The sequence below is a fragment of the [Flexibacter] sp. ATCC 35208 genome, assembly GCF_001975825.1.
GTDB lineage: Bacteria > Bacteroidota > Bacteroidia > Chitinophagales > Chitinophagaceae > Chitinophaga.
The window spans coordinates 29,530-45,344 of the sequence record NZ_MTKN01000014.1 but is presented as its reverse complement, the minus strand read 5'-3'; the positions used below and the strand labels follow the sequence as shown (position 1 = coordinate 45,344).

Below are 15,815 nucleotides of genomic sequence, written 5' to 3'. Positions count from 1 at the left end.
TTATCAAATTCCGGAAGTTAACCATCTCCATGTATGAAGAGTGCCCGCTTACTGGCGGGCACTACCGGGTATTTATCTTGTCAGTTTTACAGTTCCCTGTTCTCTCACCACCTTTCCATAATAATCATTCCCCACTGCCATCCAGATATAAATTCCTTCCGGCACTTTCTTTCCTTTCATATTCGTACCATCCCAGGCAACTTCACCTTTCTTAGGTTTCTGATACACCTGGTTGCCCATGCTATCTAAGATATCAAAAGAAGTGATCGTCTTGATGGTCTTTGCATATACCTGCAACAGGTCATTCTGTTTATCTCCATTTGGTGAAAACTCTTCCTGCACCATAAATGCTTTTGGATTGGCCACACTTACTCTCAATGTATCGGTGGTCACACAGCCATTCTTCTGCATCATCTTAATAAGATAAGTTTCCGGTGCTTTCAAAGTTACTTTTGGATCACTCACCTTTGTATCAGTCAATCCATTATTAGGCGACCATTCATATGCCACACCTTCCATCTTTCTTGCATTCAGCTGCACAGGCTTACCCGGCTCCGCTTTCACAGTTGGCAATGCCTTCGCGGCCATTGGTTCTGTAATTTTTACATCATGAATACTGGTGCCACCCAAAGATGGACAGCTGAGTGGCGTAGCCGTCAATACAACGGTGTATGTACCGACCTTTGCATAAGTAAAGCTCGCACTGTTATTCTCACTACTCTGTCCATCGCCACTATGCCAACTATAATCTACCGCGCCTGTGGCCTTTGTTTTGTTAGTAAAATAAACAGAAGTACCCGTACAACCGCTGGCAAAAGTAAAATCAACAACAGGCGCCAATACCTGTGTCATAGCAATCACATTCGAAGTATTGGAACATCCATTTACATCCACGGCAATTGCCTTATAATCGCCGGGAGCCGACACCTCCAAAGAGTTGCCTTTACCCACAATAGAATCATTCCTCATCCATGTATATGCATACTTGCCAGCTGCGCTTAAAGGCAATGTCTTCAGGCCACAAATAACCGTTCCCTTATCAGCGGTAATTGACGCTACAGGCAATTTATTCACCGTCAGCATTCCATTCACGTAAGTAATATCATAGTTCTCAGCACTCGCTCCTGAGGGTATCAATACATTCGTAGCATCTGCCCTCACAGTAGGATGACTACTCAAAACGCTATCCGATTCATCATACACCCATCCTTTATAAGTTACAGTAAAGGTAGGATCTGGCATACCATAACATTTTGTAAAACTTTGTGCTGTAATGGTCAATGGTGCCTTGTCAATCGTGATTTTTTCAACCGTGCTGTCGGTAGTAATATCCACTACCCCCGCTTTCATAATCTGCACCATCCATTTGTGATCTTCCAGGAACACCCTTGCCACACTGGTATCCGAAGATGTGGCCTGTAGGGTATCGGGGATATTCAGCGCAAAATCCGGGTCCCCGTATTTTTTCTGTCCATATCCATTTAAACAAATGAAACACAATGCAATGAGTAATCGATTCATATTAGAGATTGCTATACTTTGAGACAAAGATAGCACTCCGATTCATTTATCAAAAATGTCCACCCACTTCATCAGCACTCAACAACCCCGACTTGATGGCGAACACGGCCAGGCTCACAGAGTTAAGAGGGCGATGAATCGGGAGTATTCACCGCCCTGTCTTCATGGTTTAGGGAGGGAAAAGGTGTCATTTTTGGTCTTAATGGACAAAAAGCCTACGCTGATGATGTAAAAGTAGGGTATGTGAAAGGGGTAGGAAAGCGGGGGAAATGCAAATTCAATTTCTCACATAAAAATGGGGTCACATACCACATAAATATGTCTTTTCAAACAATCTGGTTTCACCCCTGTTCTTTTGTTGTATTCACATAAAAACAATCTCAACATGAGCACAGCAAACCTAAAAGCTAGCAAATGGAGCAAGACAGCTCCACTATCCGCCCTTGATACAATTCGCATCGAATGCGGCATCGATGAAGACTTCAGAAAAAAATTCATTGCAGATCCTGCTGGTGTATTAAAATCACATGGCATTGACGTACCATCTGATGTAAAGATCAATGTAGTACAGGATACTCCAAGCTCTTACAACATCAGCATTCCTCCTTTCCGGGGTAATGATCTGTCAGAAGCATCTCTGAAATCAGCAGCAGCAAGCAGTAGCGGCACTACCTGGTGTACGACCTGTACTGCTACTACCCCTATCTGTGCAGGCTCACTGGCATCACTGACTTGTGCATAACACTATTACAAGAAGTTATCTTTAGGAGTAACCTGATGGATCTGAAAATTTCTTCATTGAAATTTTTCTCCATCAGGTTCCCCATTCAAACCCGGTAAAGTTATTTTTAAGACAATATCTACTTTCCCACTTATCCGAAAACCACAACTATGAGTGCTGTTCTTGAACAAAAGGCGGTGTACGATATCAGCCTGGCATCCCGTATCAATAGTGAACCCGTTATACCTGAATTAACTGATCCCTTCTGCCAGCAGGCAGGTGCCTTATTACAAGTACGGCTACAGTCAAAAGGAATTAATATCCAGCCCCGTGTTTTGCAAGATCTGACAGATTGGTATGGTAAGATAATTGCCCGGTTGACAAACAACCTGCTTATTCAACGCTATTCCAGTTTCTTCCTGTCTGTATATCCGTTCTGGAGACCGAAAAACACAGCTCCTGGCGATTGTGAACCCGATGCATCCAGAGAAAAACTGGATGAATATATAATATGGGAAAGTGAACAAAACTTATTTTCCGGCAATGAAAACTATCCGGAGTTAACCCGCCTGCTTACACTCGCACAACAAAACTGGCTGACAGTTATTGAAGAACTCTTCGACAGGATACAGTTGCATGGTAAAGATGGCATCCCTGCTTTACATAAATTAACAGCCATCAGTTTCGGAATTTCTGATCCGCATGATCAGGGAAGAACGGCAGCGATACTGGAATTCGGAGAGGTAAAGATGGTGTATAAGCCCCGTTCACTGGATGGTGAATATGGATGGAATTATATATTGGATTACCTGATGGAGAAGGGGCTTCATTATGATTTCTTTTTACCCGGCGTATTAAATTTCGCGGGCTATGGGTTTATGGAATTTGTAGCACCTACGACCTGTCATGATCCGAAACAGGTAGCTGACTGTTATGAAAAATATGGCGCCATACTGGCGGTAGCACATGCTTTTGGTACATATGATCTGCACCACGAAAATATCATTGTACAAGGCGATAGTCCTGTCGTGATAGATGCAGAACCATTATTCAGGTGCCTGTTAGCCAACTCTGAAACAGGAGAGAAACGATTACAACTGGATCGCAATATATCGCTGGAAAATATAGAATCGAGTGAATCGGTGATGGATATTGGGATGTTACCACATACTATTTTGAGTCAGCTGGATAAAGATGGGAATAAGCATGTAGAGTTTATAGCAGGTGCCCTGCATGCCTTTGGTAGTGAGCCGATGAAGGAATTTGTATTTTGTGGAAGGGGATCGGACAATCTACAATTATTGGAGAAATGGTTTACGGCATCGACCATTCCTAACCTGCCTTCATTGAATGGAGCACCACAATTACCCAAAGAATATTTACCCGAAATAGAAAAGGGGTTCCGTACCGCACATCAGTTTCTTTTAAAACACAGACAGGAGATCTTATATAAAGATAAGATGCTGGACCAGTTGCGTCACCTGAATTTACGGCTGTTATTGCGCCCCACAGTACAATATGGCGTAGTATTTATCCGCAGCATCAGTATACAATTATTGAGATCATACGAGCTGCGCAGACAAAAGATCATCGACGATTTAAGGATCCTGGGACAGTTAAGACTCGATGCGATTGATAACATTGAATTACATGAAACTGCAGGTATTTTAAATGGAGACATCCCCCGCTTTGATGTCCTTGCAGGTGGTACAAGTGCTTATGATACCAATTTGCTCTTTTCTCCCATAGAAATGGCAAAGCAGCGTTTTGAGCGCATCAACGAAAAAGAACTGGAACTACAGGTCGTTACTATCAAAGAAAAGATCTCAGAACAGTCACTAAAGGGACAACCCGCATTTGGCATTATTGAGTCGATCGTAAATGCGACGATCTGGAAAGATGGTATTCCATCCTGGGCTTATACAGCTTATGCACCAGGTTATGGCTGTACCATGGTGCATTCTGACCCGGAAGCGCTGTATGATGGCGTACTAGGCACAGCCGTGGCTATCGCAGAAGCAGGGAAACTGGCTAACAATACATCCTGGATGGAGCTTGCGCTGCAAGCGATTCGTCCGCTTTCAAATCCAATCAGTGTAAACAGAGGAGGGGGCCTGGCAAGAGGTCTTGGCGGGGTTATCTATGGCATGATCAGGATTGCAGAAGCGACCAATACACCTGAAAATATACAACTGGCAAAATCAATTGCCATCAAACACTACAAAGAGATATTTGCAAAAGAAGAGCTGGATGAAATACTACACGGTCGTGCCGGATTTTTATTAGCTATGATCGCCTTGTACAAAAGACAGCCAGATTCTTTGCTGGAAACAATCATAGAAGAAACTGCGCAAACACTCATCACCCGATCTGTCTCTCATGAAAGAGGTACCTGTTGGAAAGTATTAGATGGACACTCTCTTCCCAACATCAGTCACGGCACCTCCGGAATGGCTATGGCACTGGCTCGCTGGTATGAATTATCTGGTGACGCAAAAGCAAAAAATGTACTGCTGGGTGCTATGGAATACGATAATTCATTCTGGGATACGACAGAAAGTGGTTGGATAGATGCACGTGTAGCTTTCTTACAGGAAGAGCAGAAAACAACCTGGACATGGTGTAATGGCCGGAGTGGTGGGTTACTTTCCAGACTGGCGGTATCACAGGCAATAGGTACGCCATTTATCGATGACTATTCCCAACATGCATTGTGTGCCTCACATACCGACATCCTGCATGAATCGGCACCTGGCCTATGTTGTGGCACAGCCGGGGCGTTAGATACTTTATTGAAGATCAATGAATATTATCCTTCCGAAAAATTGCAATCACATATATCGCAGGCGAATCGTTTGATCACTTCACATACACCTGATAGTCATTATTCCAATTTAATGCCTGCATTATTCACAGGTAGTGCAGGGTTGGCTTTTGCCATGATGCGGGCTGCGCATCCTGACAAGGTACAGTCAATGCTATGGTTTGGATAGGGGTGATCAGGTTTTGCCATAAATGATATTTGGCTGCGCATCCAGATATGATTTGATTTGAATCGCGTAATCAGCTTTTTTTATAAGGGATCGAACGTATATGATGATCTTTATCATCCATACCTTCTACATGTCTTTTTTCATGATCGGGTATGCTTTCATACGCTACTTTTAGGCGTGCTATATCTTCTTCTGCTGAACTTACATAGAGGATGAACTCACCAAGTTTAAACACAATTGATTCATTTTTTGTTTCGATTCTTCTGCTGATTTCATTTCAAAAACATGATAATCAATATCTTTTTGAATTACAGTCTATCACAGTAATATCGCAGGTTTCAAGGCTAAATGTCATAAAAAACAGTTGTCACTAAACTCCGATCTCTGCAATAAGTAAGTGATTAAAGACCAACTAAAATTGTTTGTTTTATGAATGAATACGTTACTGTATTAAATGAGATCAAGAAAAAAGTCTAACAAGCCCAATTAAAGACAGTTATTGCAGCCAATAAACATATGCTGTTCCTTTATTGGGAAATGGGGAATTACATTCTTAAGCACCAACATGAACAAGGTTGGGGGGCTAAAATAATTTCTCTCCTTGCAGCTGATTTGAAAAAAGCGTTTCCATCGGTCAAAGGTTTTTCTTCCTGGAACCTGTTGTATATGAAGCAATTTGCTGAGGCATATCCAATAACAATGCTGCAAACATATAACCAATTGGAGGAAGAACTGAGCAATGGAAAATCCTTCACTTACGATTGGAATGAAAAATTACAATTAATTGAAAAAACAATTAATTGTAATTACGCAACAGGTTGTTGCGCAATTAGAGGAAGATACTTTTGCTCCTCTGCAAAGGCAAAAACGAAGTCATGGCTGAATATGCCTTAAAAGGCATCGGCCACCCCATCGGCGTAGCCGAATACCAACTCGCCAAAGCCATCCCGGAAGAACTCAAATCTCAATTACCAGACATCTCAGACTTAGAAAACGAATTAAACTAACACACTTCCAAATTGCGCAGCAGGTTGCTGCACAATTTGGAAAATCCTGAAGGCTATCCACTTATTTTTCAAATGCTTTGTGGACCTTTTCTACTATCAGCTCGTCATCCAGCGTGAAATCGGTTTGCTGGTGAATGTCCAATGAAGAGCTACCCACCTTCACTGTATATTTTCCCGATTCCGCAACCCAGGCTTGCTGTGCTTCTATAAAGGAAGCCAGGTCTCTTGCCTGTAATTGTAATGTCACGACTTCACTTTCACCGGGTTTCAGGACTTTCGTCTTGGCAAAAGCCTTCAGTTCTTCGCTGGGTTTGTCAATACTGTTATGAGGTGCGGACAGGTAGAGCTGCACCACCTCCTTACCTGCTACCTTGCCAGTGTTCTTCACTGTCACGGTGGCGGTCAGTTTATCTTTATCCACTTTCAGATCGCTATAAGCAAAAGTCGTATAAGAGCCTCCATAGCCAAATGGATAAGACACCTTGATGTGCTTAGTATTAAAATAACGGTAACCCACATAAATACCTTCTTCGTAAGTTACGTCAGTAGGATTGTCAGCAGGAGTACCGAGCCAGTTCTTTGCAGAAGGCGTCTCATCATACTTCACAGGGAACGTCATGGTCAGTCGGCCACTTGGGTTTACCATTCCGCTGAAGATGTCTGCTACAGAGTTACCACCTTCCTGACCTGGTTGCCAGCTCAGTAAAATAGCATCTGGTTTATCTTTCCAGCTCGCAGTTTCAATTACACCGCCGATGTTCAGGATCACTACTACTTTCTTTCCTTTTGCATGGAAGGCAGTGGTCACATTTTCGATCAGCGCTACTTCATCTGCAGCCAGGTTGAAGTCCTCATCTACTTTTCTGTCGCCACCTTCGCCGGAGTTACGGCCAATGGTGATGATAGCCAGAGCATCGGTAGTTGCTTTCTTATCAATGAGGGCTTTCTCCACATTCATCTCTTTCATACGTTGTGGCAGTGCCAGCAAACCATCTTTTACCTTGCGGAGAGAATCCTGGTAGTTCGCATTCTTTACAAAAGGAACATACAGTTGCTTCAGCTCCTGGTCCACTTTATAACCGGCATTGCTAAGTCCTTCTATTAGTGATACGGTGTACGCTTCATTCACATCACCACTACCGGTACCCCCTGCTATGAAGTTGTAAGAAGTAACCCCAAATGCAGCAATCTCTTTTGTCTTATTGGTATAAGGTAGCAACTGCTTGTCATTCTTTAACAGGATCATCCCTTCTGCTGCAGCCTGACGGGTGATGGCTGCGTGTGCTTTCAGAGCAGGTTTATTGCTGTAGGCATATTTCGCCATAGCCGGGGAGCGGAGTACAAAAGTGAGGATCCTTCTCAGGTCGGTATCTACTACTTCTTTCGTGAGACTACCACTCTTCATCGCATCGAGGATCGCTTGTTTCTGTGCTGGCAAACCCGGCATCAGCAGGTCATTGCCGGCAGAGAGCTGTTGTACTACATTGCTGGTGCCAGCTTTGAGTGCGCTAAAACCTGCATAACCACCAAACCAGTCAGTCATCACAAGCCCTTTAAAGCCCCATTCATCGCGTAGGATGTCGGTCAACAGATCTTTTCTTGCAGAGGTATAAGTACCATTGATCAGGTTGTAAGAAGACATCACTGTCCAGGGTTGAGATTCCTTCACAGCGATTTCAAAACCTCTCAGGTAGATTTCGCGCATGGTTCTTTCATCGATGTGTTCATTGATAGAAAGGCGATTCGTCTCCTGGTTGTTTGCCGCATAGTGTTTAATAGAGGTACCCACACCATTGGATTGTACCCCATTCACAATAGCAGCCGCCATCTTACCTGCAATCAAAGGATCTTCAGAATAATATTCGAAGTTGCGTCCACACAGCGGGTTACGCATGATGTTCAAAGCAGGTGCCAGTAATGCATCTACCCCATATTCCTTCACTTCCTGTCCCATTGCTTTGCCGACTTCCTCCAACAAAGGTGTGTTCCAGGTAGAAGCCAGGGCAGTACCTACCGGGAATGCAGTACAATAGAAAGTAGCTTTTGTATTCTCCCGGATAGGCTTGATACGCAGACCAGCAGGACCATCGGCTACAATCACCCCAGGAATACCCAGTCTTGGAATGGCGTAAGTACCACCAGCAGCACCAGGCACCTTTCCTTCAATCGCACCTGCTACAGGAGTGAGGCCATCGAATCCCGGCATACCCGTGCCTATTAACATACTTGCTTTTTCGTCATCCGTCATCTTGCTGATCAGATCATCTATCCTGTCATTGATCGACAACCGTTCATCTTCATACCTGTCCAGCTTTCCATTGCCATTTAAATCCCTGAAGGTATACCCGTCAATTGTAATGACTGGTGGGGCAGGTTTCCAGCTAATAGCCAGCAATGCCACGGCACCAGTCAGTAAGATTTTTTTCATATATCAATGATTTAATTGTTTTCAATAATTTTCACATCCCATGGCGCTAAGGTCAGGGTGCTTTTTTGATTCACTGCTTTTCCTGACAACAGTTCTTTGCCTGTTTCAAAAGGATAAGTCAATGTTTGTGGTGTGTCTGAATAATTAAACAAATAATGGATGATGCGGCCGGCTGGGTTCTTACCTGTTTTTGTAATGAGTGGGAAATGTAATTGATGTGTGATTCCGGCATCCTGTGCACAATTCTCCATAATCTTTTCACAGAGTGCATTTCCTGGCATAAATGCGATATAAGTTGCCGTACCTTTACCATATTGGTTACGTGTCACAGCGGCATATTGCCCCCATTGTGCATGGTCGTAATACGCGAGTACTTTGGCAGTAGTAGGTGTCACTAACTCCATCCAGTATTTGATCTCATTGTCTTTTGCACCAAATGGGTCACCCTTCAAACCTACATGTTCAGGTACTACAAACTGGCTGTAGTAATTACCAGTTACCGCATTGATGCCACCCGGTTGTGGTGTATAACGCACCTGTACATTCTCATTGGAGAAACCGCTTTTGAAAGTATAGACGATGTGACCACCATTCCCAACATATTTATTGAGTCGCTGTAAAAGGCTATCAGAAGCTGCGTACAAAGCTGGCACCACAATCATTTTATACTGATCAAGGTTATTGCTGGAAGGGTCGATGAAATCAACACCAATATTCATACGATAGAGTGCATCATAAAATGGTCGCATGATATCATTGTATTTTTCGGGTGCCCCCCAACCAAAGCTGAAGGCATTAAAAGCGGTATTAGCTTCATTACTGAAAAATATGGCCACTTCATTCTTTTTGCTAAGATGCAGCAGGTCTTTACTCAGTCTATCAAAATCAGCCCCGATCGTGATGGCTTCATTATAAGTAGGATTAGGTGCAAAGTCGTGACTCAACAATCCTTTCCAGTAGGTCTCCGCACTATTATGAATAGAAGCCCAGTGCCAGTAACTCACCATATCCGCGCCACTGGCAAGATGACTAAAAGCCTGTAATCTTAACTGACCTGGATAAGGTGTCCAGTTGGCAAAACCCTGTGCTTCTGTTTCTATCACGAGATAATTCTGCCCACCTTTCATAGACCGGGCCAGATCACCACCTAAAGAAATCTCTGCACCGGTCAACTGGTTCTGACTGGGATGATATATATCAATGCCAGCAACGTCGAGTGCTTTGGCTGCGGCAAAGTGATCTACCTCGTCCTGAATACCATAAGAATAACCTTTCCAGCTCAGGTCAAAGTTCTGTGTGATAAACTGCTCCGGACGTTTGTATTCCCTCACGATCTTTGCCTGCCATGCCAGAAACTCCGTGACCAGTTGTCGCTGAAATTTCGCGAACTCTGCTTTCACACTGGCATTTACAGAACCGTTCACAGAAGGAAAATCATCCCATGTGCTGATACGGTTACTCCAATAGTTCAATCCAAATGCATTGTTCACACTATCCAAAGTGATGAACTTCTTTTGCAGATATTCTACAAAGGCCTTTTGCACATGAGGTCCTGCGGTATTGTAAGCTTTTGTTTCATTATCGACCTGGTAGCCAATGATGGCAGGATGATCTTTCACATGCTCCATGATCTTCCTGATAATGCGCTCAGCATAATACCGGTAATGTGGATTGGTAATATCCATATTCTGCCTTGGACCGAATTGATTCTGACCATAAGGAGTCGTGGCCAGTACATCGGGATACTTCTTTGCCAGCCATGCAGGTACGGCATAGGTAGGTGTACCCACAATCACACTGATACCGGCTTTGTGCATAGCATTCAGTACCCTGTCGATATGTGTGAAGTTGTACACACTATCAGACGGTTCTTCAGTGGCCCAGGTCGATTCTGCTATACGCACCACGTTGATATGCGCGGCTTTCATCATAGCAATATCCTTATCCAGGCGGTCGTAAGGCATATATTCATCATAATACGCTACGCCGTAGAGCAAATGATCCTTCACCTGTGCAAAAGAAGTGAGGGCAGAAATGCAACATGCAGTTAACAATAGTTTTTTCATAACATCAGAATTTAAAATTGAGTGACGCTTCCAGCGTGAATGGGCGGATATAAGAACCCGTCATCAAAGAATTGTAGCACCGAGGCGCACGCATTGTCGCCAGGTGCGGTTAGGCAATTCTGGCCAGTAAAAATAGACAACGGGCAGGTTATTTTCCTGGATGGTAATTCCAACTACGGTAGCTGGCAACCCGGTATTCACATCACGGGGACCAGTATTGTTGGCAGCGTTCAACATGACGTTCCTATCTCCTTCAGTTTTGTTCATTGCAGTTTTTGCGGCAGGTATTGAATCTTTCTTTTCATTGTCCTGGGCTTCCACCTGAGGGGTAAAAGTGGAAATCATCACTGAATTTGGATATTTCATAACGGAATAGATTGATTTTCAAATAAAGTGGGCATTGTTAACATATAGTGCAGCGTTACGCTTCACACAGAAGCAATAATAAGGCATTTTAGGAAAACCACAAATTCTTCTTAATATTTGGGACTGATCTTCGTCAGTGTGGTTGGCAGTAGGCGCTGATCTTCGTCAGGAACTGCGTTGATCGGAAAAAGTAACTTTGCAAGCCCGTCATGCCAACGGGATACACACATATGGACACAGAACTATTATCGCCTGCAGGCTCGTTCGAGGCTATGCAGGCTGCTATTAATGCCGGTGCAGACGCCATTTATTTTGGAGTAGAACAACTCAACATGCGCAGCCGTTCCTCCGGCGGATTTACCATCAGTGATATTGCAGAAGTAAGTGAACGTTGCCATGCGGCAGGGGTAAAATGTTATCTCACGCTGAACACGGTGATGTATGAATATGACATGCAATTGTTACAGGCGGTATTGAAAGCGGTGAAAGAAAACAATGTGGATGCGGTGATAGCGTCTGACTTTGCTGTGATACAGTCATGCGCAGTGATGGGTATTCCTTTACACATTTCCACACAGGCGAATGTGAGTAACCTGGAATCCGTGCAGTTCTTCGCACGCTTTGCGGATACGATTGTATTAGCGCGTGAATTAACGCTGAAGCAAATTGCTTTTATCTGCAACGAGATCAAACGCAAACAGATCAAGGGGCCTAACGGCGAACTGGTAAAGATTGAGATCTTTGTACATGGTGCGCTGTGTATGGCGGTTTCAGGGAAATGCTATCTGAGTTTGCACAGCAAAAATGCTTCTGCAAATCGTGGTGCCTGTTTACAAAACTGCCGCCGCAAGTATAAAGTGTCAGATGCAGAAACAGGAGAATCATTGGAGATAGATAATGAATACATCATGTCTCCACAGGATCTCTGTACCATCAATATCCTGGATGAAGTATTACAATCCGGCGTAACAGTACTAAAAATAGAAGGTCGTAGCAAAGGGGCGGATTATGTACATACCGTCACCACCTGTTATCGTGAAGCGATTACTGCTATACAACAAGGTACTTACAATGCAGCAAAGATCGAAGACTGGATGACACGCTTATCCACCGTCTATAACCGTGGGTTCTGGGAAGGATACTACCTGGGCAGAGAAATGGGGCAGTGGACAAACAAGCCGGATTCCATTGCAACAGAGAAAAAGATCTATGCAGGTAAAGGCGTACGTTTCTATCCGCAGATCAAAGTAGGGGAGTTCTTTATAGAGAAAGGCACCATACAGCAGGGCGATGAATTGTTATTAACAGGTAATGCCTTTGGGATGGAGAAGATCAGTTTTGATACAGTGCTGGTGAATGGAGAGAAAAAGGACAAGGCGGTAAAAGGTGATAGCATAACGTTTCCGTTTCCTCATAAGGTGACAGCAACAGATAAATTATATAAACTGATAAATGCCTAAGATTATACATTATAGAGATAAATGTATTGGTTGCGGTATTTGTTTTGAGATGCAACCGGAATTGTGGAGGATGAGCCGTAAAGATGGCAAGGCAGTGTTATTGGGAGCGGAGGAGAAGCGGGAGACGGATGTGTTGTTGGTAAATAATTTGCTATTGCAGGAGGCGAAGGGAGTGGCAGCAGCTTGTCCGGTGAAGATAATAAAGACAGTAAGTTAAAGAGAGTGCTAATGCACATTCTTTAACTTACTATAAAAATCGTTCATCATCAATCCTATATCCAGCGAAGTATACACCCTGATCTCCCTGCCAGCCGGATTATATTTATACACCCCTTTATCATTGATAATGGGAGCATGTCTGATTGCATAATTGATGGAGGATGGATCTGGCTGAAAAGAAGGAAGGCAATATATTTCGGATTGTACAAGGTCATCTTAGTTTTGAATGCTTCAATAGCATTCTCAAATTCCTCTTTTTTCAACTCATCTGCACGGTTGGTGGCTCTTGCTACAGCAGTAGTAAGGCCATAACCAAAACTAACAATCGTTTTGTCGTTTATTGGTGCTATTTCATGTGGTGTAAAACCTGCCTGATGCAACACTTTCCAAAAACGATTACTTCGTCCGGAGAAGTGATTCCTTCCTCAGCAGATTTTAAACCTGGATTGATCCCGCAAAAAATCACAGTTAGTTTTTCGGCAATAAGATCAGGTAACATGAGTGGTGTTTAATTTGAGTAGTTTTCATTTGGATTCAGTCATTTGAACTTAGCCATCTGCAATCATGTGAATTCAAATGACAGAATTCAATCATGCGAAATTCAGAACAAAAGTAATTTTATTAAAAATGAGATCATTCATATTTTTTTAGTATCCAGCCTTTACACCATGTCTCTTTTATCTTTAAAAAGTGGCCCTCTTTTGTCTTTAAAAATCAGCCTTCTTTTATCAGGGAATAATCCTGTCTTTTCTCAACTGATCAAACAATTCAAAGAATGAATCCCTCGTGCTCTTATATGTTGTAAATCCTAACTTTCTACTCTTAGACATATCCGTCATCACCTCAATCGGCCTTCCCAAATCCAGATCCGTATGCCATGCAGAAGCGACCTTCCCCATTTCAGTTTGCGTTAACCCATGTTCCTTAGCAATATTTTCCCATATGCCTTCATATGCTTTCAATCTTTCTTCCAGCGGATGAATTTCGCCATCAAATCCTACTGCCTCAACACCAAAATACTTTGCTATTTCACCCCACATCCAGCTCCATCTAAACACATCTCCATTCGTCACATTAAACGCCTCATTTTCTGCCTCCGGTGTCGTACCTGCCCAGAGAATCTGCTCTGCGAGAATACGGGCATCTGTCATATCAGAAATTCCATTCCATTGGGCAGCAGAACCTGGCCATATAAACGGTAATCCTTCCTGCTTACAGATACTGGCATACACAGCCAGCGTACTTCCCATATTCATGGCATTGCCCACAGCTTTACCAATAATCGTATGCGGGCGGTGAATGCTCCAATTAAATCCATCTCTTGCTGCGGCAGCATACACTTCATCTTCCTGGCTGTAATAAAAGTTGTCCAGCGGCAATCTTGGGTGTTCCTCATTGACCGGTGTCAATGGCAAAACGCCCGCTTTTAAATAAGCATCAAAAGGCCCCAGATAATGTTTTAAACCAGTCACCAACCCTACATGACGCACAGATTTACGTGGCGATAACACCTGTAATAAGTTACGCACCAGTGCGCTATTCACCCGTATATTTTCAGCTTCTGTATCATTACGCATCCAGGTAGTGAAAAACACATGACTGGGGGTTACATCCTTCAGTGCAGCCTCCAATGAAGTTATATCCAGCAGATCCGCCGCAACAGGTATCAATCCTTTTACATCAGCTTTGGGTGATCTGGAAAGCCCATAAGTGGTCCATCCTTTTTCAATCAGCAATGCAGATAGATTCCCTCCTGCAATACCACTGGCGCCTACTACAAGTGCTATTTTATCCTGACTCATATCAATTGGTTTTATTGCAAAATTATCCTGTCCTGAGAAGACGAGGGTTGATCTGTGTCAAGAAAAATGTGGGTGCTCTGTGAAGGTGTTTTATGCAAAAATATCCAGCGATGAATAGATTGCATCAGGCAGTGCCATCGGCTTGCGTTATGGAGTCTTATTCCTTTTGATCCTGCTAATAGTTTCAGGCGCAAGCCCCAGATAGGAGGCAATCAATGTCTGAGGAATTCTTTTTATAATTTCAGGATGATGCTGTAAAAGATGTTGATATTTTTCCTCCGCAGTATGCGTAATTGAGCTCATAAGCCGGCGCTCTTTAGTAACAATACTATTCTGATATAAGATACGAAAATACCGTTCCATCACAGGTACCTTCACCAGCATAGCTTCATAATTTGGCAATGTAATTTGCAACACGTCTGTGTCTTCAATGGCTTCAATATTTAATTGTGCAGGCGTAGCAGACAGGAAACTATGGAAATCAGATACCCACCAACCTTCCCAGCCAAACAGGTTAATATGATCTTCTCCTTTATCATCCACATTATAAGACTTGATCAGCCCCTTGGCAATAAAACTCAATTGTTTGCAGGTTTCTCCTTCCTGCAACAAAAATTGCTTACGCTTGAATTTTCTGGCAGTAAAGAATGTTTTTATAATTTCTTTTTCCGGGTCGGAGAGGACGATCTTAGCCGCAATATGGAAAAATAGTGTGTTAAACATTCGCTGGTGTTTTATGGAGGTCTAATACAAACTTACGAAGCAGATTGCAAATCCTGAAGAATGATAAGGGTTAAGCAAAAGCTCCCGGAGTACAGAATAAATAGGGTATTGAGACAGCGGTTGTAAAGGTGATGGGGGTAAATGATAGCGGATTAAGGGTGCATCCTTATGGAGTAATGGGTTTGTTGAGCATTACATCCAATTGCATAAAAAAAGTCCCGGCATAGCCGGGACCGTTATTTGTAGCGAGGAGAGGATTCGAACCTCTGACCTTCGGGTTATGAGCCCGACGAGCTACCTCTGCTCTACCTCACAATGAGTTGCAAATGTATGTAAACAAATATCATCTACCTAATCTATTTTCAAAATTCAGGCGATAAGATCTTCGGATGCTTATAAAAAATGGGGTAAAAGTCACTTCTTCTATCACCGCGTCTCCAAATCCGTATTAGATTTTCACTATTATTAATTAAATATCGAACTGCTATTCTAAACTCTCCTACCTAACA

General features: G+C 43.1%; 12 protein-coding genes, 1 tRNA gene and 1 pseudogene. 6 read left to right on the top strand and 8 right to left on the bottom strand.

Going from position 1 to position 15,815, the window contains the following annotated elements:
* Window positions 1-72: 72 nt before the first annotated feature.
* Window positions 73-1,521, bottom strand: a complete 1,449-nt coding sequence (locus tag BW716_RS10880) for an MBG domain-containing protein (RefSeq protein WP_083722568.1) — start codon at window positions 1,519-1,521, stop codon at window positions 73-75.
* A 385-nt stretch (window positions 1,522-1,906) separates the two neighbouring features.
* Between BW716_RS10880 and BW716_RS10875 the strand changes: the two genes are divergently transcribed.
* From BW716_RS10875 to BW716_RS36120, 4 genes and pseudogenes are all read left to right on the top strand, one after another.
* On the top strand, window positions 1,907-2,263 hold the full coding sequence (locus BW716_RS10875; RefSeq protein WP_083722567.1) for a hypothetical protein: 357 nt from the start codon (window positions 1,907-1,909) through the stop codon (window positions 2,261-2,263).
* A 149-nt stretch (window positions 2,264-2,412) separates the two neighbouring features.
* Complete coding sequence (locus BW716_RS10870) at window positions 2,413-5,235, top strand: DUF4135 domain-containing protein (protein ID WP_083722566.1); 2,823 nt, start codon at window positions 2,413-2,415, stop codon at window positions 5,233-5,235.
* Window positions 5,236-5,724: 489 nt separating this feature from the next.
* A pseudogene (locus tag BW716_RS10865) lies at window positions 5,725-6,129 on the top strand (DUF1016 N-terminal domain-containing protein); the annotation flags it as partial.
* Complete coding sequence (locus tag BW716_RS36120; RefSeq protein WP_143708823.1) at window positions 6,111-6,242, top strand: PDDEXK nuclease domain-containing protein; 132 nt, start codon at window positions 6,111-6,113, stop codon at window positions 6,240-6,242. The pseudogene BW716_RS10865 and the gene BW716_RS36120, both read left to right, overlap by 19 nt.
* 61 nt (window positions 6,243-6,303) lie before the next feature.
* Here the strand turns inward: BW716_RS36120 and BW716_RS10860 are convergent, their stop codons facing one another.
* The 3 genes from BW716_RS10860 to BW716_RS10850 form a co-directional block, all read right to left on the bottom strand.
* Window positions 6,304-8,670 (bottom strand): glycoside hydrolase family 3 N-terminal domain-containing protein, encoded by a 2,367-nt coding sequence (locus BW716_RS10860; RefSeq protein WP_083722564.1) that lies wholly within the window; start codon window positions 8,668-8,670, stop codon window positions 6,304-6,306.
* 11 nt (window positions 8,671-8,681) lie between these two features.
* Window positions 8,682-10,736 (bottom strand): beta-galactosidase, encoded by a 2,055-nt coding sequence (locus BW716_RS10855; RefSeq protein ID WP_083722563.1) that lies wholly within the window; start codon window positions 10,734-10,736, stop codon window positions 8,682-8,684.
* A 63-nt stretch (window positions 10,737-10,799) separates the two neighbouring features.
* Window positions 10,800-11,102, bottom strand: coding sequence for a hypothetical protein (locus tag BW716_RS10850; protein ID WP_083722562.1), 303 nt, complete (start codon window positions 11,100-11,102; stop codon window positions 10,800-10,802).
* Between the two features lie 230 nt (window positions 11,103-11,332).
* On the opposite strand from BW716_RS10850, the gene BW716_RS10845 reads away from it, so the two are divergent.
* Window positions 11,333-12,562: a peptidase U32 family protein gene (locus tag BW716_RS10845; protein ID WP_083722561.1), complete on the top strand. Its 1,230-nt coding sequence runs from the start codon at window positions 11,333-11,335 to the stop codon at window positions 12,560-12,562.
* Window positions 12,555-12,779, top strand: a complete 225-nt coding sequence (locus BW716_RS10840; protein WP_083722560.1) for a ferredoxin — start codon at window positions 12,555-12,557, stop codon at window positions 12,777-12,779. Before BW716_RS10845 ends, BW716_RS10840 begins: the two co-directional genes overlap by 8 nt.
* Before the next feature lie 55 nt (window positions 12,780-12,834).
* Here the strand turns inward: BW716_RS10840 and BW716_RS10835 are convergent, their stop codons facing one another.
* From BW716_RS10835 to BW716_RS10820, 4 genes are all read right to left on the bottom strand, one after another.
* Window positions 12,835-13,164, bottom strand: coding sequence for a hypothetical protein (locus tag BW716_RS10835; protein ID WP_179091083.1), 330 nt, complete (start codon window positions 13,162-13,164; stop codon window positions 12,835-12,837).
* Between the two features lie 345 nt (window positions 13,165-13,509).
* Complete coding sequence (locus tag BW716_RS10830) at window positions 13,510-14,583, bottom strand: SDR family oxidoreductase (RefSeq protein WP_083722559.1); 1,074 nt, start codon at window positions 14,581-14,583, stop codon at window positions 13,510-13,512.
* 147 nt (window positions 14,584-14,730) lie between these two features.
* On the bottom strand, window positions 14,731-15,306 hold the full coding sequence (locus tag BW716_RS10825; RefSeq protein ID WP_083722558.1) for a Crp/Fnr family transcriptional regulator: 576 nt from the start codon (window positions 15,304-15,306) through the stop codon (window positions 14,731-14,733).
* Window positions 15,307-15,549: 243 nt separating this feature from the next.
* Window positions 15,550-15,621: transfer RNA gene (locus BW716_RS10820), tRNA-Met, on the bottom strand.
* Window positions 15,622-15,815 lie beyond the last annotated feature (194 nt).

Coding starts and splice junctions, on each gene's coding strand:
- BW716_RS10855 (WP_083722563.1), bottom strand. CDS start 10,736: ATGAAAAAACTATTGTTAACTGCATGTTGCATTTCTGCCCTCACTTCT.
- BW716_RS10870 (WP_083722566.1), top strand. CDS start 2,413: ATGAGTGCTGTTCTTGAACAAAAGGCGGTGTACGATATCAGCCTGGCA.
- BW716_RS10875 (WP_083722567.1), top strand. CDS start 1,907: ATGAGCACAGCAAACCTAAAAGCTAGCAAATGGAGCAAGACAGCTCCA.
- BW716_RS10860 (WP_083722564.1), bottom strand. CDS start 8,670: ATGAAAAAAATCTTACTGACTGGTGCCGTGGCATTGCTGGCTATTAGC.
- BW716_RS36120 (WP_143708823.1), top strand. CDS start 6,111: ATGGCTGAATATGCCTTAAAAGGCATCGGCCACCCCATCGGCGTAGCC.
- BW716_RS10880 (WP_083722568.1), bottom strand. CDS start 1,521: ATGAATCGATTACTCATTGCATTGTGTTTCATTTGTTTAAATGGATAT.
- BW716_RS10830 (WP_083722559.1), bottom strand. CDS start 14,583: ATGAGTCAGGATAAAATAGCACTTGTAGTAGGCGCCAGTGGTATTGCA.
- BW716_RS10840 (WP_083722560.1), top strand. CDS start 12,555: ATGCCTAAGATTATACATTATAGAGATAAATGTATTGGTTGCGGTATT.
- BW716_RS10825 (WP_083722558.1), bottom strand. CDS start 15,306: ATGTTTAACACACTATTTTTCCATATTGCGGCTAAGATCGTCCTCTCC.
- BW716_RS10845 (WP_083722561.1), top strand. CDS start 11,333: ATGGACACAGAACTATTATCGCCTGCAGGCTCGTTCGAGGCTATGCAG.
- BW716_RS10850 (WP_083722562.1), bottom strand. CDS start 11,102: ATGAAATATCCAAATTCAGTGATGATTTCCACTTTTACCCCTCAGGTG.